Source organism: Paracoccus chinensis, from assembly GCF_900102885.1.
Classification (GTDB): domain Bacteria; phylum Pseudomonadota; class Alphaproteobacteria; order Rhodobacterales; family Rhodobacteraceae; genus Paracoccus; species Paracoccus chinensis.
Map to the genome: position 1 here is coordinate 120,093 of NZ_FNGE01000005.1, position 18,705 is coordinate 138,797.

Here is an 18,705-nt window from a genome sequence, read left to right on the forward strand (position 1 = left end):
CATGGACCGCGAAGATCCCGTCCCGTCCGGTGAAGGCATGAAGGAGCAACTGACCAGCAACATCATGCGGCTGGTCAAGCGGCGGCGCGAGGAGGACGCCCGCGCCTCGCTGAGCGACCGCGTCGCGGAAACCATCACCCGCGTCGCGGGCTCGATGACCTTCATCGTCCTGCATGTCGTCTTCTACGGCGGGCTTCTGCTGGTGCTGACCGACCTGATCCCGATCCCCGTACCCTTCGGCGAGGGGCTGGGGATGATCGGCTCGGTCGCGTCGGCCGAGGCGATCTTCCTGTCGCTCTTCGTCCTGATGAACCAGCGGCGGGAAGAACAGCGCGCCGACGCCCGCGCCGATTTCACCCTGCATGTCAGCCTGCTGACCGAGGACGAACTGACCAAGCTCGCCACCGTCATCCACCGGATGGCGGAAAAGCTGGAGGTGCCGATCGACGAGAGGGCCGCCGAGGAGGTCGAGAAGAACGTCGATCCCGAGCAGGTCCTTGACGCGCTGGAGGAGATCGACGGGAAGGACGCCGGCGCCCCCGGCCATCCCCGCACTCACGATGCGGGCGCGGCCAGGGGCGGCTCCGCGATGAAGGCCTCGACCGCCTCATAGGCCTCGTCGTCGGTCATCTGGCGCGGCGGGTGCTTGCAGAACCAGGCCGCGGGCGCCAGCACCGGCCCGGAAAGGCCACGGTCGCGGGCAATGGCGGCGCAGCGGATCATGTCGATGGCGACCCCGGCCGAGTTCGGGCTGTCCTCGACCGACAGGCGCAGTTCCAGGTTCATGGGGACGCCGCCGAACAGTTCGCCCTCCATCCGCAGGAAGCAGACCTTGTTGTCCTTCTGCCAGGCGACGTAGTCCGAAGGGCCGACGTGGATGTTCTCGTCGGCCATGCGCTCGGCGGCGACGGACTGGACGGCCTCGGTCTTCGAGATCTTCTTGCTTTCCAGCCGCTTGCGATTGGCCATGTTCAGGAAGTCGGTGTTGCCGCCCGTGTTCAGCTGGTAGGTCCGGCAGAGCTTGACCCCGCGCTTGGCAAAAAGGTCCGTCAGCACCCGGTGGACGATGGTCGCGCCAAGCTGCGCCTTGATGTCGTCCCCGATGATCGGAACGCCCGCCTTCCGGAAGCGCTCGGCCCAGGCCGGGTCCGAGGCGATGAAGACGGGGATGTTGTTGACGAAGGCCACGCCCGCTTCCAGCGCGCATTCGGCGTAGAACTCGGTCGCCTTCTGGCTGCCGACGGGCAGGTAGTTCATCAGCACGTCCACGCCAGCATCGCGCAGGGCCGCCACCACGTCGTCGCGCGAGGGCTCGGGGACGTCGGCGGGCAGGAAGCTCCGCTCGGCCGGGTGGTCGGCCATGTGTTCGGCCACGCCGTCCAGCAGTCTTCCCATCCGTACGACTGCGCCGGTATCGGGCACCTCGGGGGCGAAGACGGCGGTGCAGTTGGGCGCGGCGAAGATCGCCTGCGCCACGTCGCGGCCGACCTTGCGTTCGTCGATGTCCCAGGCCGCGACCACGCGGATGTCGTCGGGGCGATAGCCGCCGAGATTGTGGTGCATCAGCCCGATGGCGTCGTTGCGCCCGGCATAGTGGGTCAGGCCCTGCACCAGCGAACTGGCGCAGTTGCCGACCCCGACAATGGCGATGTTGATCGGCATGTGGGCGTCTTTCATGCAGGGGGCCTTCAGGTCAGGGCCGGCTGAAGCGCGGCCGGCGCCGCCTCAACCCGCGCGGGCGCATATCGTTCGATCATCGCGGCGCAGAAATCGGCGAACTGCTGCGGATCATGCGGCGGGCTGGTGTGATGCGCGCCGGGGCCGAGATGTTCCGGCGTGAAGCAGAAGGTCACGGTGGTGTCGAAATCGGCCAGCGCCTCCATCTGCCGGTCGAACCAGCCCAGCGCGTCGGGGCGGAAGCTGTCGGCCCAGCTGAGGCCCGTGCGCAGGTGCTTCACACCCAGCCGCTTCATCCAGGCAACCGCATCGTCCAGCCGCGGGTCCTGGTAGTGGAACCACTGCATCAGTCCCATGTCGGCGGCGTGGGGCGCATAGGCGTCCAGCCCCGGCTTGGGGGTGCCGTCCGCGCGGATCAGGCCCATGTAGAAATGGCGGTAGTAGGAGGACCCTTCCGCCTCGCGGTGGCGGGTCGTCGCGCCCCATTCCTGCGGCAGGTCGAACAGCGAATACCAGAAGATGCGCGGCACGCGGCCGACCAGCAGCTCGGCCGTCTTTTGCACGCCGAAGACCTGCACCTCTTCCGCACCGAACGATCCGACGCCGACCTCGGTCACCCAGACGGGCTTGTCCGTGACGGCCTCGATCTCGGCCACCTTGGCGGGCCATTCCTGGATCTGCCACAGGTTCCAGTCCAGCGGGAAGCCGTGGACCGCGACCACGTCCACGTGGTCCAGCGCCCCGTGGCCTTCCATCCGCTGCACCCACAGCGGGTCGATCGGGGACATGCCGCCGAGGACGCGGGTGATGGCGGGGTTGGCCGCCTTGATGGCCTGCCCCGCCAGCGTCACGCACCGGCCGAAGCGCGACCAGTCCGGGTCGAGTTCAGGGTCCCAGTGGGACTTGTTGTTCGGCTCGTTCCAGATCATCGCGGCTTCGATCATCGGGCAGGCTCCTCGGGTCGGGCGGGATAGACCACGTGGGGTCCGTAATTGGCGAAGGGCACCTCGGCGGTGCGGCACAGGTAGACCTCGTCGGCGGGGCCGGTTTCCACGGCAAAGCCCGAGGCGCGCAGCATCGCCTCGACGCCCGCGCGGTTCGGGACCCACCAGTTGGTCCAGTCATGGGCCCACTTGCGCTCGATGAAGGCCATGCGGGGCCAGTCGGGCTGCTGGAAATGGGCGTCTTCCGAGAAGTCGTAGTCCTCGGCAGGCGCGGCCACCGTGTCGGGACCGCGCGTCAGGGTCTGGAACAGCATCAGGTCGCCCGCGACATGTTCGCGGATCAGGTCCAGCGCCAGCAGGGGGTGGCGCAGGTGATACAGCACCCCCATGAAGATCACGAGGTCGAAGCGTTCCCCCAGGCGCCCCACGTCATAGACGCCCAACTGGCGGAACTCGACGTCCTTCTCGCCCAGCACCTCGGCGGCAAAGCGGGCCTGCGCCAGGTAGCGGGCGTCCATGTCGATGCCCAGCACGCGGGCGGCGCCCCGGCGGCGCATCTCGAAGCTGTAGAAGCCGGCGTTGCAGCCGATGTCGAGCACGGTTTTCCCGGTCAGGTCCCCGGGCAGCAGATGGGCGAAGCGGGCGAACTTGTCGGCGGGGTAATCCCCCAGGAAATGGCCGGGGGCGGTGCGGATGCCGTTCAGGTCCAGGTTGTGGAACCACGGCCCAAGCCCCTCGACCCGTTGCGCGATCTGCGTTGCGTTCATTATCCGTTCCGTCAGGCAGTGCCGTTGAGGGTTAGGACATGCCCCGCGCCTTGTCCATGCGCCATCAGCCAGCTGACCGAGGCGGGCGCGATCTCGAACCGCAGCAGGTTGTCGAGCGGCAGCCCCAGCACCTGCGCGACCACCCCCCGGATCACGTCGCAATGGCTGACGCAGAGGACCGGCCCGCCGCCCTGCCCCGCCAGATGGTCGATGTGGTGCATGGCGCGGGCGACCGCCGCAGCCATTGTCTCGCCCCCCGGCGTCGGCGCCGTTGCACGGGCGGCGTTCCAGCGGTCCCAGTCCGGCTCGCCGTCGAGGTCGGCGAAGCGCTGCCCCGACCAGCCGCCGAAGTCGATCTCGTCGAGATCCGGCGCAAGGACCGGCGTCAGGTTCAGCCCCGCGCCCAAGATGTCCGCCGTTTCCACCGTCCGCCGCCGCGGGCTGGTGGTGATGGCCGTCACGCCCCGCCCCGCAAGCCGCCGCGCAAGGGTCGCCGTTTCGTCCCGCCCCGCCGCGTTCAGCGCCACGTCGCGGGTCCGCCCGCTCAGCCATGTGCCCAGGTCGTCATGCGATCCGTGGCGGACCAGCCCGATCAGAACGCCCATGCCAAGCCCCCGCTGTGCCGTAAAAACCATGTCAAGCAACAAAGATGAAGAAGAAGATGGAACCGTTGTCGCATGAAGGCTTTTACATCACGACATTGAGACTGCTTCAATTTCCAAGAAACGGACGACGAGGGACAAGTTGGAAAAGGTTCTGATCACCGGGGGTGCAGGGTTCATCGGCCGCTTCGTCGCGGACGAGCTACTGCGGCGCGGCCACCAGGTCCGCGTGCTGGATGCGCTGATCCCGCAGGTTCACGGCGAGGGCGCGGGCCGCCCCGAGGCGCTGAACAGCGAGGCCGAGTTCATCCAAGGCGACGTGCGCGACGGGGACGCGGTCACCCGCGCGCTCAAGGGCGTGGACAGCGTCATCCACCTCGCGGCCGAGGTCGGCGTGGGGCAGTCCATGTACGAGGTCGAGCGCTACACCTCGACAAACGACGTGGGCACCGCCGTCCTGTTCGAGAAGCTGATCGACAACCCCGTGCGCCGCGTCGTCACCGCCTCCTCCATGTCGATCTATGGCGAGGGGCTTTACCGCGACGCCGACGGCCAGATGGTCGAGAACGCCGAGCGCGTGGGCATCCGCGACGGGCTGAAGCAGTGGGACCCCACCGACGCGCAGGGCCGCCCCCTCGTGCCGGTCGCCACGCCCGAATGGAAGCGCCCGAACCTCGCGTCCATCTATGCGCTGAACAAGTTCGTGCAGGAACGCACCACTCACATCATGGCCGCCCCCTACGGGATCGAGGGCGTGTGCCTGCGGCTGTTCAATGTCTTTGGTCCCGGCCAGGCGCTGTCGAACCCCTATACCGGGGTGCTGGCGATCTTCGCCTCGCGCTACCTGAACGGCCAGGCGCCGATGATCTTCGAGGATGGCGAGCAGCGCCGCGACTTCGTCCACGTCTCGGACGTGGCCCGCGCCTTCGCCGAGGCGCTGTCCCTGCCGCAGGCGGCGGGCGGCACCTTCAACATCGGGTCCGGCAACGACCGTTCAGTGACCGAGGTCGCGCAGGAACTGGGCCGCGCCATGGGCCGCAACGACCTTGAACCCCTGATCGTCGGCAAGGCCCGCATCGGCGACATCCGCCACTGCTTCTGCGACACCACGCTGGCGGCCGAGAAGCTGGGCTTCCGCGCCGACACCGACTTTCGCGAGGGGCTGGCGGAACTGGCCGAATGGGTCGCCAGCCAGACCGCTGTGGACAACGTGGAAAAGATGCGGGCCGAGCTCGACAAGCGCGGACTGGTGGCATGACGCGGACCGACGCATCCGCCGATCCCCGCCCGGTGCTGGTCACTGGGGGCGCGGGCTTCATCGGCTCGAACCTCGCCGACCGGCTGGCGGCCGACGGCCACCGGGTCATCGTCTATGACGCGATGAGCCGCCCCGGGGTCGAGCGGAACCTTGCCTGGCTGCAATCCCGCCACGGCGACCGGATCGAGCACATCCCCGCCGACATCCGCGACGGCGCCCGCATGGCGGCGGCGGCGCGCGAGGCGAAGGTGGTCTTCCACCTCGCCGCCCAGGTCGCCGTGACCACCAGCATGGTGGAACCCGTCGATGACATGACGATCAACCTCGTCGGCACGGTCAACCTGCTGGAAGCCCTGCGCGCCAAGGGCGATGGCACACCGCTGATCTTCGCCTCGACCAACAAGGTTTACGGCGACCTCGCCGACCTCGACTTCGCGCTGGAGGGCGAGGCCTACAAGCCCACCGACGCCGAGGTGCGCGACCACGGCATCGGTGAGGCGCGCCCGCTCGACTTCCACACGCCCTATGGCTGTTCCAAGGGCGCGGCGGACCAGTATGTATTGGACTATGCCCGCAGCTACGGGGTGCCCACCTGCGTGCTGCGGATGTCCTGCATCTACGGCCAGCGCCAGATGGGGACCGAGGACCAGGGCTGGGTCGCCCATTTCCTGATCCGCGCGCTCAAGGGCCAGCAGATCACGCTCTTCGGGGACGGCTGCCAGGTCCGCGACATCCTCGACGTGTCCAACGCGGTCGAGGCCTATCTGGCCGCGTGGCAGCGGATCGAGGAGGTGCAGGGCCGCGTCTTCAACCTCGGCGGCGGCCCGCAGAACGCGGTCAGCCTGCGGCAGTTGCTGGACTTCGTGGGCCGGATCATCGACCGGCCCGTGGACATCCAGTTCTCGGACTGGCGCGCGGGCGACCAGCGTTATTTCGTGGCTGACACGCGGGCGGCGGAGAAAGCGCTGGGCTTGTCCCCGAAGGTGGACTGGCAGGAGGGCGTGACGCGGCTGGCCCAGTGGCTGGCTGCGGAAAACGGCGTGAACCTGCCCGTGGGGCAGCCGCCCCTGAAGCAGTCCGCATGATGCGGCTTCTAATGACCACCGACGTGGTCGGCGGGGTCTGGCAGTATTCGCTGGAACTCGCCGGGGCGCTGGAGGCTGAGGTCACGCTGGCCGTCCTCGGTCCCGCGCCCGACGCCGGCCAGCGCGCGGCGGCGGAGGCGGTGGGGGTGCGGCTGGTGGAGACCGGCCTGCCGCTCGACTGGCTGAGCGACGGCCCGGCGCCGGTGCTGGCGGCGGGCGAGGCCGTGGCGCGGCTAGCGCGCGAGGTTGGGGCCGAGGTCGTGCACCTGAACGCCCCCGCCCTTGCGGCCGCCCGCTTCGACCGGCCGGTCGTTGCGGTGAACCACGGCTGCCTCGGCACGTGGTGGGACGCGGCGCGCGGCGGGCCGGTGGACCCAAGCCTCGCCTGGCTGCCGGATCTGGTGGGCCGGGGCCTCCGCGCGGCGGATCGCGCGGTTGCCCCGACCTGCGCCTATGCCGAGGCGACCGCGCGGCGCTATGCCCTGCCAGTCACGCCGGTGGCGGTCCACAACGGCCGTACGGCCCTGCCTCTGCCCGAGGCGCAGCCTTTCCGTGGCGCGCTGACGGTCGGGCGCTTGTGGGACGAGGTGAAGGACACGGCCACGCTGGACGCGGCGGCGGCGCTGCTGGACGCCCCCGTCATCGCCATCGGCGCCACCCGCGCGCCGCATGGCGCGACGGTGACGCCCGCGCATCTGCCGGCCACCGGCCCGCTGCCCGCCGACGAGATCGCTCGCTGGCTTTCCCGCCGCCCGGTCTTCGTCAGCGCCGCACGGTTCGAGCCCTTCGGCCTTGCCGTGCTGGAGGCCGCGCAGGCCGGATGCCCGCTGGTGCTGTCGGATATTCCCACGTTCCGCGAACTCTGGGACGGCGCCGCCATCTTCGTCACCCCCGGCAACGCCGGAGGCTTTGCTCAAGCCATCCGCGCCCTGCTGGCCGACCCCGCCCACCACGTGGCGCAAGGGGAAGCCGCCCGGCGGCGCGCCGCCCGTTATACCCCCGCCGCGATGGCCGCCCAGATGTCCGGCATCTACCGCGACCTCCTTTCGGCCAAGGACAAAGCCGCATGAAGATCGTCTACTTCACCCATTCGCTGCAAAGCTGCTGGAACCACGGCAACGCCCATTTCCTGCGCGGCGTGCTGCGGGAACTGGTGGCGCTCGGCCACCACGTCCGCGCGCTGGAACCGCAAGGCGCCTGGAGCCTCGACAACCTGCTGCGCGACCACGGCGAGGCGGGGCTGGAGCCATTCCGTCAGAACTACCCCGAGCTGACGGTGGAAACCTACGACCCCACCGCCGACCCGGTGGAACTGGCAGGCAACGCCGATCTGGTGATCGTCCATGAATGGAACGACCCTTCGCTGGCGGCCACGCTCGGCAAGGCCCGCAAGGCAGGCTCCCGCTTCAGGCTTTTGTTCCACGACACCCACCACCGCGCGGTCAGCGAGCCGGATGCGATCCGCGCCTTCGACCTGTCGGGCTTCGATGGCGTGCTGGCCTTCGGCGAGACTCTCTCGGACGTCTATCGCCGCTGGGGCTGGGGCGACCGCGTCTGGACCTGGCACGAGGCCGCCGACACCCGCCTGTTCCATCCGCCCGTGCAGGAAGGCCCGCGCGAGGGCCTCGTCTGGATCGGCAACTGGGGCGACGGCGAGCGGACCGAGGAACTGGAAAGCTTCCTCTTCCGCCCGGCGCGGGACGCGGGACTGCCTCTGGATATCTACGGCGTGCGCTATCCGGCCGAGGCGCTGGCAACCTTGGACCGCTACGGCGTGCGCTACCACGGCTGGGCGCCCAATGCGGCCGCGCCGGAGATCTTCGCGCGGCACATGGCGACGGTCCACGTCCCCCGCCGCTTCTACACAACGATGCTGCCCGGCATCCCCACTATCCGCGTCTTCGAGGCGCTGGCCTGTGGCATACCGCTTGTTTCTGCCCCGTGGCAGGACAGCGAAAACCTGTTCCGCCCCGGGCAGGACTTCCTCTTCGCGCAGGACGGTGCGGAAATGACCGCCCATCTGCGCGACCTAACGCATGACTCGGCCCTGCGCGCCTCGCTCGTGGCGCATGGGCTGGAAACCATCCTCGCCCGCCACACCTGCGCCCATCGCGCGCAGGAACTCCTCTCCATCGCCGCGACGCTCGGCCTCAAACAAGGAGCCTCTGCGGCATGAAGATCGCATTCTACGGATCGAGCCTGCTGTCGTCCTACTGGAACGGCGCCGCCACATATTACCGCGGCATCCTGGGCGAACTCGCCAAGCGCGGCTATCAGATCACCTTCTACGAGCCCGACGCCTTCGACCGGCAGAAGCACCGCGACATTGACCCGCCGGACTGGTGCCGCTCGGTCGTTTATCCCGCGACCGAGGACGCCATGCGCGGCGTCCTGGCCGAGGCAGCAGATGCGGACATCGTGGTCAAGGCCAACGGCGTCGGCGTCTTCGACCGCGAGCTGCTGGAGGGCGTGGTCGCGCAGGCTAGGCCCGGTGCCCTGAGGATCTTCTGGGACGTGGATGCCGCTGCCACCCTGGACGAGATGCGCGCCGACGACAGCCATCCCGTGCGGCGGGCGCTGCCCCATCTCGACATGGTGCTGACCTATGGCGGCGGCCCCCCGGTGGTGGACGCGTATCGCGGCTTCGGCGCGAAGCTGTGCGAGCCGGTCTACAACGCGCTCGACCCCGCGACACACCACCCCGCGCCGGCCGATCCGAAGTTCGCCTCGGACCTCGCCTTCCTCGGCAACCGCCTGCCCGACCGCGAGGCGCGGGTGGAGGAGTTCTTCCTCAAGCCCGCCGCGATGCTGGCCGACCGCAGCTTCCTGATCGGCGGGAACGGCTGGGAAACCAAGCAGATGCCGGGGAACGTCCGTCATCTGGGCCACGTCTACACGCATGAACACAACGCCTTCAACTGCACGCCGCTGGCCGTCCTCAATGTCGCCCGCGACAGCATGGCGAACGTGGGCTTCTCGCCCGCGACCCGCGTCTTCGAGGCGGCGGGCGCGGCGGCCTGCCTCATCACCGACGCCTGGGAAGGGATCGAGCTGTTCCTGACGCCCGACACCGAGGTGCTGGTCGCCCGCGACGGGCAGGACGTGGCGGACCACTTGGCGGCGCTGACGCCGGAACGCGCGAAGGACATCGGGCAGGCCGCGCTGGCCCGCATCAAGGCCGAGCACACCTATGCCCTGCGCGGCGCGCAGGTGGACGCGCTGTTCAAGGCCCATGCGCGGCAGCCCGAGGAGGTCCGGGCATGAAGCTGGTCGTCCTCGGCCTGTCGCTGTCGTCCTCCTGGGGGAACGGCCATGCGACCACCTTCCGCGCGCTGCTAAAATCCTTCGCCCGGCGCGGGCATGAGATCCTGTTCCTCGAACGCGACGTGCCCTGGTATGCCAGCCAGCGCGACCTTCTCGACCCCGAGTGGTGCCGGCTGGAGTTCTACGCGGACCTTCCCGGCCTCGACCGCTGGAAGGACCAGATCGCGGCGGCCGACGCCGTCATCGTCGGCTCCTACGTCCCCGAGGGGGTTGAGGTGTCCCGCCGCGTCCAGAAACGGGCGCGCGGCACGACCGCTTTCTACGACATCGACACGCCGGTCACGCTCGCCAAGCTGGAACGGGGCGACTACGAGTATCTCTCGCCCGAGGTCATCCCCGGCTTCGATGTCTACCTGTCCTTCACCGGCGGCCCGACGCTGCGGCATATCGAGCGGCATTACCGCTCGCCCATGGCGCGGGCACTCTACTGCTCGGTGGACCTCGACCTCTACGGGCCGCGCGAGGTGCCGAAGCGCTGGGACCTGTCCTACTTGGGCACCTACAGCGACGACCGCCAGCCGACGCTGGAACGGCTGCTGCTGGAACCCGCCCGCCGCCGTCCTGACTTGGCGTTTGTGGTGGCGGGGCCGCAGTATCCGTCCAGCATCGACTGGCCCGCGAACGTCGAGCGGATCGAGCACTGCCCGCCCGCCGACCACGCGGATTTCTATTCGGCCAGCCGCTTCACCCTGAACGTGACGCGGGCCGACATGATCCGCGCGGGCTGGTCGCCCTCGGTCCGGCTGTTCGAGGCCGGGGCCTGCGCCACGCCCATCATCTCGGACAAGTGGGACGGGATCGAGACGCTGTTCCGTCCGGGGTCCGAGATCGTGCTGGCGGATGGCGCCGCATGCGTGCTGGCGGCGCTGGACGGCGACGCCGGGGCCATGGGCCGGGCGGCGCGGGCGCGGATCGAGGACGCGCATTCGTCCGACCACCGGGCGGCCGAACTGGAAGCGCATCTGGCCGAGGCGGCACATCACAAGGCTGGCACCCGACCAGTCGAGACAGCGGAGGGATGAGCATGAAGAAGACCAACCCCAACGGCTCTGGCGCGACCGTGCAACCCCTGGCGCTGAACGTCGTGGCGGGGGGCGCGGGCTTCATCGGCTCGCATCTCTGCCGGGCACTGCTGGACCGGGGGGAATCGGTCCTCTGCCTCGACAACCTGCAGACCTCGCGGCCCTCGAACCTGCGGGCGCTGGAAGGGCATCCCCGCTTCCGCTTCCTCCGGCACGACATCAGCCAGCCCATGCCTGCCGAGGTGCTGCGGATGGCGCCGCGCATCACCCGCGTCTGGAACCTCGCCTGCGCGGCCTCTCCGCCACTGTATCAGCGCGACCCGGAACACACGATGCTGACCAACGTGGTCGGCACCAACAACCTGCTGCATCTGGCCGAGGCGGCAAAGGCGCGCTTCCTGCTGACCTCGACCAGTGAGGTTTACGGCGACCCCGAGATCCATCCTCAGGCCGAGGATTACCGCGGCAACGTCAGCTGCACCGGCCCCCGCGCCTGCTACGACGAGGGCAAGCGCGCGGCCGAGGCGCTGACCTTCGATTACGGCCGCGCGGGCCGGGCGCAGGTGCGCGTGGCGCGCATCTTCAACACCTACGGGCCGAACATGGACCCGGACGACGGGCGCGTGGTGTCGAACCTGATCTGCCAGGCGCTGCGCGGGGACGAGATGACGGTCTATGGCGACGGCAGCCAGACCCGCAGCTTCTGCTATGTCTCGGACATGGTTGCGGGGCTGATCGCGCTGATGGACGCCGAGTTCGACGGGATGGAGCCGGTGAACCTCGGCAATCCCCACGAGATGACGGTGAACGAGTTGCTGGGCCATGTCGTGGCCCTGACCGGCACCCGCGCCCGTGTGGTGCATCATCCGCTACCCGAGGACGACCCGCGCCGCCGCCGCCCCGACATCGCCCGCGCGGGCGCGCTGCTGGGCTGGGCGCCGCGCGTGCCGCTGGCCGAGGGGCTGGACGCCACCTGCGCCTGGTTCACCGAGGAGCTGGTGGCCGAGCCCGCGGCCGGGGTCGCCGGCTGAAGCACGATGGCCGATCCCTGGACGCAGGCCATGCGGCGCGGCGACTTTTCCGCCGCATGGTCCATCGCGGAAAAGGCGCTGGCGGCGCGCGACCCCGCCACGCGCGACGATCCCTCGCTGCCCTATCACCTGCGCTGGGTCTGGGACGGGCGGGCCTTCGACGGGCAGAACGTGCTGGTCCGCTGCTATCACGGGCTCGGGGACACGCTGATGTTCTCGCGCTTTCTGCCCCTGCTGGCCGCCCGGGCGGCGCGGGTCACGGTCGAGATGCAGCCCCATTTGGTCCCGCTGTTCCGGGGCTTTCCCGGCATCGACCGGCTGGTGCCCTTCGACGTGGCCCGCCCCCTGCCGCCACATGACTGCGACCTCGAGATCATGGAGTTGCCGCTGGCCCTGCGCGCCGCCCCCTCGGACGCGCCGATCCCGAAGCTGGACGTCACCCGCGCGGCGCTGCCCACCGGGACGATGGCGCTCTGCTGGGGCGCGGGGGACTGGGACCCCGGCCGCGAGGTGCCGGAAGGGATGCTCGCCCCCCTCTGCACCGGTCCGGCGCTGTCGCTGATGCCGGGACCGACGGCGCTGCCGGTTCTGAACCCGCAGGGCTGCCCCCTGGACATCATGCTGACGGCGCGGCTGGTCGCGGGCTCGGCGCTGGTCCTGACCGTGGACACGATGATCGCGCATCTGGCGGGGGTGCTGGGGCGCCCCGTCTGGCTGATGCTCAAGCACGACCCCGACTGGCGCTGGCCCGTTCCGGGGACGCGCACGCCCTGGTATCCCTCGATGCGCGTCTTCCGCCAGCCCGCCCCCGGCGACTGGACCAGTGTGATCGCCGAAGTGGCGCATGCGCTGAAGGGGACCGAAGAACGAAGGACGATGACATGACGGAAATCCGCCCCGCTCCCCTGGCCCCCGTCTCTTGGGGCGAGCTTCTGGACAAGATCACCATCCTCGAGATCAAGGCCGCGCGCATCGCCGCCCCTGCCGCGCAGGCCAACGTGGGCCGCGAGTTGTCGCTGCTGCGCGGGATCGCTGCCCCCATCCTGGACCAGCCGGGCCTTGCGCCCCTGCTGGACGGCCTGCGCCGCGTGAACGCCGCGTTGTGGGACATCGAGGACGACATCCGCGCCCGGGAAGCCGCGGGCGATTTCGGCCCCCGGTTCGTGGAACTCGCGCGCTCGGTCTATCTGACGAATGACGAACGGTCGGCGCTGAAGCGGCAGGTGAACGCCCTGTTGCGGTCGGAACTGGTCGAGGAAAAATACCACGCTGCCGCGAAGATCGGGTAAGCTGCGGCAAGGACGACAACCATGCAGATCACTCTTGCCACGCCCGACGACATCGAGACGCTGTTCGACATCCGCACGGGCGTCGCGCAGAACCATCAGTCACGCGAGGAACTGAGCCACCTCGGCGTGACGCCTGTCCGGCTGGCCGAGATGCTGCGCACCCGCAGCCGCGCCTGGCTGTGCCATGCGGAAGACAGCGCCGCGGGCTTCGCCATGGCGGACGCCGCGCGGGCGACGGTCTTTGCCCTGTTCGTGCGCCCCGAGTTCGAGGGGCGCGGCGTCGGCCGCCGCCTGATGGACGAGGCCGAGGCCTGGCTGTTCGCCCAGGGCTGGGACCAGATCTGGCTTGCCACCGGCAGCGACGAAAGCCTGCGCGCCTGGGGCTTCTATCGCCACCTCGGCTGGGTTCCGGCGGGGGTGCTGGACGACGGGCAGGTGCGCTTCGTCAAGCGCCGGGCCGATCTCACGCCCGGCTGAAGTCGAAGCATCCCGCAGGCACGCCCGAGCCGCTGACCATAATCGCGCCCCGGGCGTAGAAGCCCCAGCGCTTTTCGGGCGCGACATCGACCAGCACCACGGCCATCCTCGGGTCGGCCCAGACGATCCGGGCGTCGGCCTCGGCCAGAACCCTTTCGGCCTGCGCGGCATCGACCGAAGGGCGGAAGACGATCGCGGTCAGCGGCATGTCGGCGGGCGTGCGCTGCGCCCAGGCCCCCGCGCCCAGCGTGACCAGCGCCACCCCCGCCACGAAGGCGCCGGAGGGCGCGGCTCCTCCGCCCCCGCGCCGCATCCGAAGACCCAGAAGCAGGGGGACGATCCCGAAAACGACCAGCCACAGCAGGTCCCAGGCCAGCGGGTTGGGACTGTCGATCTTGATGCGGTGGATGCCAAGGAACCAGTGCGACAGCAGCGTGTCCACGATGTGCCAGGTGCCGAAGCCGATCAGGATCGCGCCCGTGACCACCCCACGTGCGACCGAGGGGTCGCGCCGATGCGCGCGCCACAGGGCGATCAGGCCCCAGGCGGCGATCACATACATCAGCGCGTGGAAGACGCCGTCCCACATGACCTGCGCACGCAGGTCGCCAATGCCGGGCACGAGGCTCAGCAGGTGATGCCATTGCAGGATCTGGTGCAGCAGGATGCCGTCGAAGAACCCGCCCAGCGCGAAGCCGAGGATGGCCCCGGCCCATATCCATTGCCTGTCGGTCATGGCGTCGTCTCCCCATTAGGGGAAACATGAAAGCGCGGGGAATGTTCCCCGACAGGCTCAGGCGGCCTTGCCTTCGGGCTGTTCCTCGGGACCGGCGGCGGACCGGTCGCCCAGCACATCCTCGACATAGATCATCCGCACGAGGATGATCGTCACCAGCAGCAGCGGCGTCGCCAGAAGCACGCCCATGAAGCCGAACAGCACGCCGAAGGCCACGACCGCAAGGATGGTCAGGACCGGCGGCAGCGAACTGGCCTTGCTCTGGATCACCGGCATCAGCACGTTGCCCTCGACCTGCTGGATCACCAGAAACAGGATCGCGGCCTGAACGGCCTCGGTCGGGCCCTGCGCCAGCGCCAGCAGGATCGCGGGCGCCGCGCCCAGCCAGGGGCCAACATAGGGGATGAAATCCAGCAGCCCCGCGATCAGCCCCAGGGCCATCGCCAGCGGCACCCCGATCAGCCACAGCCCCACGCCCGACAGCACGGCGACCGTCGCCATCGCCATCCCCTGCCCGATCAGCCAGCGCCACAGCCCCCGGCCCAGCGCGTCCATGATCTCGGCCGCGCGCCGGCGCTTGTCGATGGGGACCAGGTGCAGCACGCCCCGCCGGTAAAGCTGCGGGTCCGAGGCGAGGAAGATCCCCACCGTGATGACGATGACCACGTTGGCCACCACACCCACAACCGTGGACACGGTGCCGCTGATCGTGCCGAGGATGTTCCAGCTTGGCCGTTCCTCGACCGAGGGCACGCGCTCCAGCAGGAACTGGCCCCAGGAAAAGCGTTCCAGCAGCGCCTGCGCCTGGTCCAGCGCGGCGGGCAGGCTGCGGATGACCTGGTCGACCTGCCCGAAAAGCTGCGGTCCCAGAAAGACGATGCCCAGCACCAGCAGCGCCGCGATGCCCAGCGCCACGACCAGCACCCCGGCCGAGGTCGAGATCGGCGTATGCCGCGACAGCACCAGCGCGAGGTGGCGCAGCAGCACCGCCAGCAGGATGCCCGCGAAAGCCAGCAGCAGCACGAAGGACAGCTGCCAGGCCGCCAGCGCCAGCAGGCCGATCAGCAGGGTGACGAAGACGGCGGCGGGAAGGGCTCGGGGCATGGGGCACCTGTTGCGGACGGAGGGCGGCGACCCGTGGCCGCGCGGCCCCCGTGGCCCAACGTCACCCGCGCCGGTCCGGTTTGCAACTGCCGCCCTCGGGCAGCGATTTCAGCCCCCGGCCAGCAGCCTGCGGGCGAGTGAAAGGTCCTCGGCCAGTTCCGCCCGCGCCTCGGCAGCCCGGCCCGCGTCGGGGATGCGCAGGATATAGGAGGGGTGCCAGCTGAGCAGGACGGGACCGGTGGCCGTCTCCTCGACGGTGCCGCGCCGCTTCGTGATCCCGCCGCCGTTGCCCGTCAGCGCCAGCGCGGCCGTGGCGCCAAGGCCGAGGGTCAGTTGCGGCTTGACGAAGTCGCGTTCGAGGTCGAGCCACCACTTGCAGGCCGCGACCTCGCCCTTGTCGGGGGACTGGTGGATGCGGCGCTTGCCGCGCGGGGTGAACTTGAAGTGCTTGACCGCGTTCGTCATCCAGGCCGCGCCGCGGTCGAGGCCGGATTGCTGCATCACCTCGTCCAGCACCTTGCCCGCCGGGCCGACGAAGGGGCGGCCCTGCAGGTCCTCCTGATCGCCCGGCTGCTCGCCCACGACCATCAGGGGGGCCTCGGCAGGGCCTTCGCCAAAGACCGCCTGCGTCGCGTGGCGGCAGAGGCCGCAGCGGGTGCAATGCTGGACGGCGGCGCGGGCGTCCTCCAGCGTCCCGATCACCTCGGGCGCCTTGGGCATGGCGGCGCGGTAGCGTTCGGTGATCGTGGCGGCGCGGGCCGGGGCATGAGTGGCGCCCGCCGCCTGCATGGCGCGGACGCGGGCCTCGGCCCCTTCCAGCATGGCCGGGATCTGCGCCGTTTCCGGCATGTTCTTCCAGTATTTCAGCGGCATGTGCTGCCGCATGGAACCCAGCTTGATCCGCGCCGGGTTGAAGATGTTGGTGAAATAAGTCGCCCAGAGCGACTCCGCCGCGTCATCCGGCAGGTCCGGGCGGGGTGCGCCGGGGGCGAAGCCGATCTCTCCGTTCTCATGGATCACGCTGAGGTCGGGGGTGTGGATCGCCCAGTCCATGTCGGAAAACCGGCGGGCGAAGAAGCCGGCGTTGGCCTCGACTACGCGATGCTCGGGCTCGAACCAGGCGGCGAAGCGGCGGCGGTCCCTGTCCGAGGGGATCTCGCGGAAGCGGACAAAGGCGCGCATCTTGTGGATGTCGCGATAGACGGCCTTCTGCAGCGCACCGAGGCGGCGGACCAGCGGGTCGGCCGCGTCCGACAGAAGCTGCGGCTGGTCCTGCAAGCGCATCAGCGCCTGATACAGCAGGTCAGGCGAGGCAGGGTCACGATGCAGGATGGCCTTTTCCGCGATCTCGAGGAAGGCGCGGGGCACCTTGAGCGCCCGGCCCTCGCCGGTCGGCAGGGGCTCGGCGTCGAACAGGCTTTGCTCGGCCTCGCCCACGGCCCATTCCACCTGCGCGGGCGGCACGGCATGGGCGGCCAGCCGGCGGGCGACCTCGCGCCAAGCGTCCATCATCCCGGTCTCGGGCAGGACGACCCGGTGCATCAGAACAGGCTCAGCTGCTGGGCCGGGGGCGCGAAGCGGGCGCGCAGGTTGTCCTTGTCGATGAGGCCGCCGGGCGACCAGCCCGGTAACGAGACGAAGGGCTTGGCCTTGGTCATCGAGGCGCCGATGCGGACGAGGTCGTCCCATTGCAGCGTCCGGTGGCGGCGGGCGGACAGGATGCGGTCCACGGTCTTCGTGCCGAAGCCGGGGACGCGCAGAAGCTGCTCCTTGGTCGCGCGGTTCACGTCCACGGGGAAGTCCTCGCGATGCGCCAGCGCCCAGCCCAGCTTGGGATCGACACCAAGGTCCAGCATCCCGTCGGGGGTGGCCGAGGCGATCTCCTCGGCCTCGAAGCCGTAGAAGCGCATCAGCCAGTCGGCCTGATAGAGCCGGTGTTCCCGAATCAGCGGCGGCTTCACCAGCGGCAGCATGGCCGAGGAGTCGGGGATGGGGGAAAAGGCCGAGTAATAGACGCGCTTCAGCCCATAGCCCGCGTAAAGCCGGGACGAGGTGTTCAGGATCGTCGCGTCATTGGCCCCGTCCGCGCCCACGATCATCTGCGTGGACTGCCCCGCCGGGGCAAAGCGGGCGGGGCGCTTGCCGGTGTGGGTCTTGTCGCGGCTCGCCTCTCGGGTGCTGCGGACGCGGGCCATGGCGGTGCGGATCGTCTCAGGGCGCTTTTCCGGAGCCAAGGTTCGGATCGAGTCGTCCTGCGGCAGTTCGATGTTGATCGACAGGCGGTCGGCGTAGAGCCCGGCCTCGTCGATCAGTTCGGGCGAGGCGTCGGGAATGGTCTTGAGGTGGATGTAGCCCTTGAAGCCATGCTCTTCCCGCAGCGTCTTCGCGATCCGCACCATGTCGGCCATGGTCTGGTCGGGGCTTCGGATGATGCCCGAGGACAGGAACAGCCCCTCGATGTAGTTGCGGCGATAGAATTCCAGCGTCAGCGTCACGACCTCCTCGACCGAGAAGCGGGCGCGCTCGACGTTGCTGCTGACGCGGTTCACGCAATAGGCGCAGTCGAAGATGCAGAAGTTCGTCATCAGGATCTTCAGCAGGCTGATGCAGCGCCCGTCCGGCGTATAGGCGTGGCAGATGCCCGAGCCTTCAGTGGACCCCAAGCCCCCCTTGCGCGCATCGCGCCGTTCCGTTCCGCTGGACGCGCAGGAGGCGTCGTACTTGGCCGCGTCCGACAGGATCGCGAGCTTCCGGGTCAGTTCTGGCGTCACGGAAGTTCCCTTGATGTTCCTGTCATATCTAGGAAAACGCGCGCCCGTTTCAACGGGTTTCCGGCCTCAGATCGCGGTCCAGTTCTGTTCCACCACCGCCTCCATCGCCACGTAACTGGATGTCGAGGTGATGTAGGGCAGCGTGGAAATCCGCTCGGCCATGACCTGCCGGAAATGCGCCATGTCGCGGGATCGGATCTTGAGCTGGTAATCATAGCCGCCCGCGATCATGTAGCATTCCTCGACCTCGGGGATCAGGCGGACGGCGGCGTTGAACTCCTCCAGCGCCTTCTGGCGGGTATCGGACATCGAGATCTCGACATAGGTGACATGGGTCAGTCCCAGCTTCAGTGGAGACAGGATCGCGCGATAGCCGGTGATGATGCCGGACTCCTCCAGCCGCTTGAGCCGCTGCGCCACGGGGGTCTTGGACAGGCCCACCGCGCGGGCGAGTTCCGTCAGCGGGATACGCGCGTCGGCCACGAGGATCTCCAGGATGCGCCGGTCGATGGGATCAAGCTGGGTCATCCTGAAAATACCGCTTCTGACAGTCGTTCGGGCTACGCTTCTGCCCATCTTTGGTCACCTCGTCCAGCGCGTTGCGGCTATCCTGTGCCA

At 69.2% G+C, this 18,705-nt stretch carries 20 protein-coding genes; 11 read left to right on the forward strand and 9 right to left on the reverse strand.

Annotated elements, in window-relative coordinates; all coding sequences use genetic code 11:
• The first annotated feature begins 1 nt into the window (after position 1).
• Positions 2-613 carry a DUF1003 domain-containing protein gene (locus BLQ03_RS07085; protein ID WP_090754277.1) on the forward strand — a complete coding sequence of 204 codons (612 nt, stop codon included), beginning with the start codon at positions 2-4 and terminating at the stop codon, positions 611-613.
• On the opposite strand, the gene BLQ03_RS07090 is transcribed toward BLQ03_RS07085, so the two are convergent.
• The 4 genes from BLQ03_RS07090 to BLQ03_RS07105 are packed head-to-tail and all read right to left on the reverse strand — an operon-like array spanning position 556 to position 3,993.
• Entirely contained in the window at positions 556-1,677 is a 1,122-nt protein-coding gene (locus BLQ03_RS07090) for an inositol-3-phosphate synthase (protein ID WP_245688713.1), read from the reverse strand. The genes BLQ03_RS07085 and BLQ03_RS07090 overlap by 58 nt on opposite strands.
• An 11-nt stretch (positions 1,678-1,688) precedes the next feature.
• Complete coding sequence (locus BLQ03_RS07095; protein ID WP_090754282.1) at positions 1,689-2,621, reverse strand: glycosyl hydrolase; 933 nt, start codon at positions 2,619-2,621, stop codon at positions 1,689-1,691.
• Positions 2,618-3,388 (reverse strand): TIGR04290 family methyltransferase, encoded by a 771-nt coding sequence (locus BLQ03_RS07100; RefSeq protein ID WP_090754284.1) that lies wholly within the window; start codon positions 3,386-3,388, stop codon positions 2,618-2,620. The genes BLQ03_RS07095 and BLQ03_RS07100 overlap by 4 nt, the downstream gene beginning before the upstream one ends.
• Positions 3,389-3,399: 11 nt before the next feature.
• Positions 3,400-3,993: a histidine phosphatase family protein gene (locus BLQ03_RS07105; RefSeq protein ID WP_217629676.1), complete on the reverse strand. Its 594-nt coding sequence runs from the start codon at positions 3,991-3,993 to the stop codon at positions 3,400-3,402.
• A gap of 139 nt (positions 3,994-4,132) precedes the next feature.
• On the opposite strand from BLQ03_RS07105, the gene BLQ03_RS07110 reads away from it, so the two are divergent.
• From BLQ03_RS07110 to BLQ03_RS07155, 10 genes are read left to right on the forward strand one after another with little or no spacing between them, the layout of a single operon-like run.
• Positions 4,133-5,248 carry an NAD-dependent epimerase/dehydratase family protein gene (locus tag BLQ03_RS07110; RefSeq protein WP_090754288.1) on the forward strand — a complete coding sequence of 372 codons (1,116 nt, stop codon included), beginning with the start codon at positions 4,133-4,135 and terminating at the stop codon, positions 5,246-5,248.
• Complete coding sequence (locus BLQ03_RS07115) at positions 5,245-6,333, forward strand: SDR family NAD(P)-dependent oxidoreductase (RefSeq protein WP_245688714.1); 1,089 nt, start codon at positions 5,245-5,247, stop codon at positions 6,331-6,333. Before BLQ03_RS07110 ends, BLQ03_RS07115 begins: the two co-directional genes overlap by 4 nt.
• A complete protein-coding gene (locus BLQ03_RS07120) occupies positions 6,330-7,403 on the forward strand; it encodes a glycosyltransferase family 4 protein (protein ID WP_217629677.1) in 1,074 nt (357 codons plus the stop codon). Before BLQ03_RS07115 ends, BLQ03_RS07120 begins: the two co-directional genes overlap by 4 nt.
• The gene (locus tag BLQ03_RS07125) at positions 7,400-8,509 is read left to right on the forward strand and encodes a CgeB family protein (protein WP_090754292.1); all 1,110 of its coding nucleotides are present in this window, start codon (positions 7,400-7,402) and stop codon (positions 8,507-8,509) included. The genes BLQ03_RS07120 and BLQ03_RS07125 overlap by 4 nt, the downstream gene beginning before the upstream one ends.
• The gene (locus tag BLQ03_RS07130; protein ID WP_090754294.1) at positions 8,506-9,597 is read left to right on the forward strand and encodes a CgeB family protein; all 1,092 of its coding nucleotides are present in this window, start codon (positions 8,506-8,508) and stop codon (positions 9,595-9,597) included. The genes BLQ03_RS07125 and BLQ03_RS07130 overlap by 4 nt, the downstream gene beginning before the upstream one ends.
• Entirely contained in the window at positions 9,594-10,679 is a 1,086-nt protein-coding gene (locus tag BLQ03_RS07135) for a CgeB family protein (protein WP_090754296.1), read from the forward strand. Before BLQ03_RS07130 ends, BLQ03_RS07135 begins: the two co-directional genes overlap by 4 nt.
• A 2-nt stretch (positions 10,680-10,681) precedes the next feature.
• Positions 10,682-11,710: a UDP-glucuronic acid decarboxylase family protein gene (locus tag BLQ03_RS07140; RefSeq protein ID WP_217629678.1), complete on the forward strand. Its 1,029-nt coding sequence runs from the start codon at positions 10,682-10,684 to the stop codon at positions 11,708-11,710.
• Positions 11,711-11,716: 6 nt separating this feature from the next.
• Positions 11,717-12,595 (forward strand): glycosyltransferase family protein, encoded by an 879-nt coding sequence (locus BLQ03_RS07145; protein WP_217629679.1) that lies wholly within the window; start codon positions 11,717-11,719, stop codon positions 12,593-12,595.
• Positions 12,592-12,999: a hypothetical protein gene (locus tag BLQ03_RS07150; RefSeq protein ID WP_090754301.1), complete on the forward strand. Its 408-nt coding sequence runs from the start codon at positions 12,592-12,594 to the stop codon at positions 12,997-12,999. The genes BLQ03_RS07145 and BLQ03_RS07150 overlap by 4 nt, the downstream gene beginning before the upstream one ends.
• A gap of 21 nt (positions 13,000-13,020) precedes the next feature.
• Positions 13,021-13,476, forward strand: a complete 456-nt coding sequence (locus BLQ03_RS07155; protein WP_090754303.1) for a GNAT family N-acetyltransferase — start codon at positions 13,021-13,023, stop codon at positions 13,474-13,476.
• Here BLQ03_RS07155 and BLQ03_RS07160 read toward each other — a convergent pair.
• The 5 genes from BLQ03_RS07160 to BLQ03_RS07180 all read right to left on the reverse strand — a co-directional run bounded on the left by BLQ03_RS07160 (position 13,463) and on the right by BLQ03_RS07180 (position 18,615).
• On the reverse strand, positions 13,463-14,212 hold the full coding sequence (locus BLQ03_RS07160) for a DUF2243 domain-containing protein (protein ID WP_090754305.1): 750 nt from the start codon (positions 14,210-14,212) through the stop codon (positions 13,463-13,465). The two genes, BLQ03_RS07155 and BLQ03_RS07160, sit on opposite strands and share 14 nt — an antisense overlap.
• A gap of 57 nt (positions 14,213-14,269) precedes the next feature.
• Complete coding sequence (locus BLQ03_RS07165; RefSeq protein ID WP_090754307.1) at positions 14,270-15,316, reverse strand: AI-2E family transporter; 1,047 nt, start codon at positions 15,314-15,316, stop codon at positions 14,270-14,272.
• Positions 15,317-15,424: 108 nt separating this feature from the next.
• Entirely contained in the window at positions 15,425-16,858 is a 1,434-nt protein-coding gene (locus tag BLQ03_RS07170) for a UdgX family uracil-DNA binding protein (RefSeq protein WP_090754309.1), read from the reverse strand.
• A complete protein-coding gene (locus tag BLQ03_RS07175) occupies positions 16,858-18,087 on the reverse strand; it encodes a putative DNA modification/repair radical SAM protein (protein WP_090754311.1) in 1,230 nt (409 codons plus the stop codon). Before BLQ03_RS07175 ends, BLQ03_RS07170 begins: the two co-directional genes overlap by 1 nt.
• A gap of 66 nt (positions 18,088-18,153) precedes the next feature.
• Positions 18,154-18,615, reverse strand: coding sequence for an Lrp/AsnC family transcriptional regulator (locus tag BLQ03_RS07180; protein ID WP_090754313.1), 462 nt, complete (start codon positions 18,613-18,615; stop codon positions 18,154-18,156).
• Between the last annotated feature and the right edge of the window lie 90 nt (positions 18,616-18,705).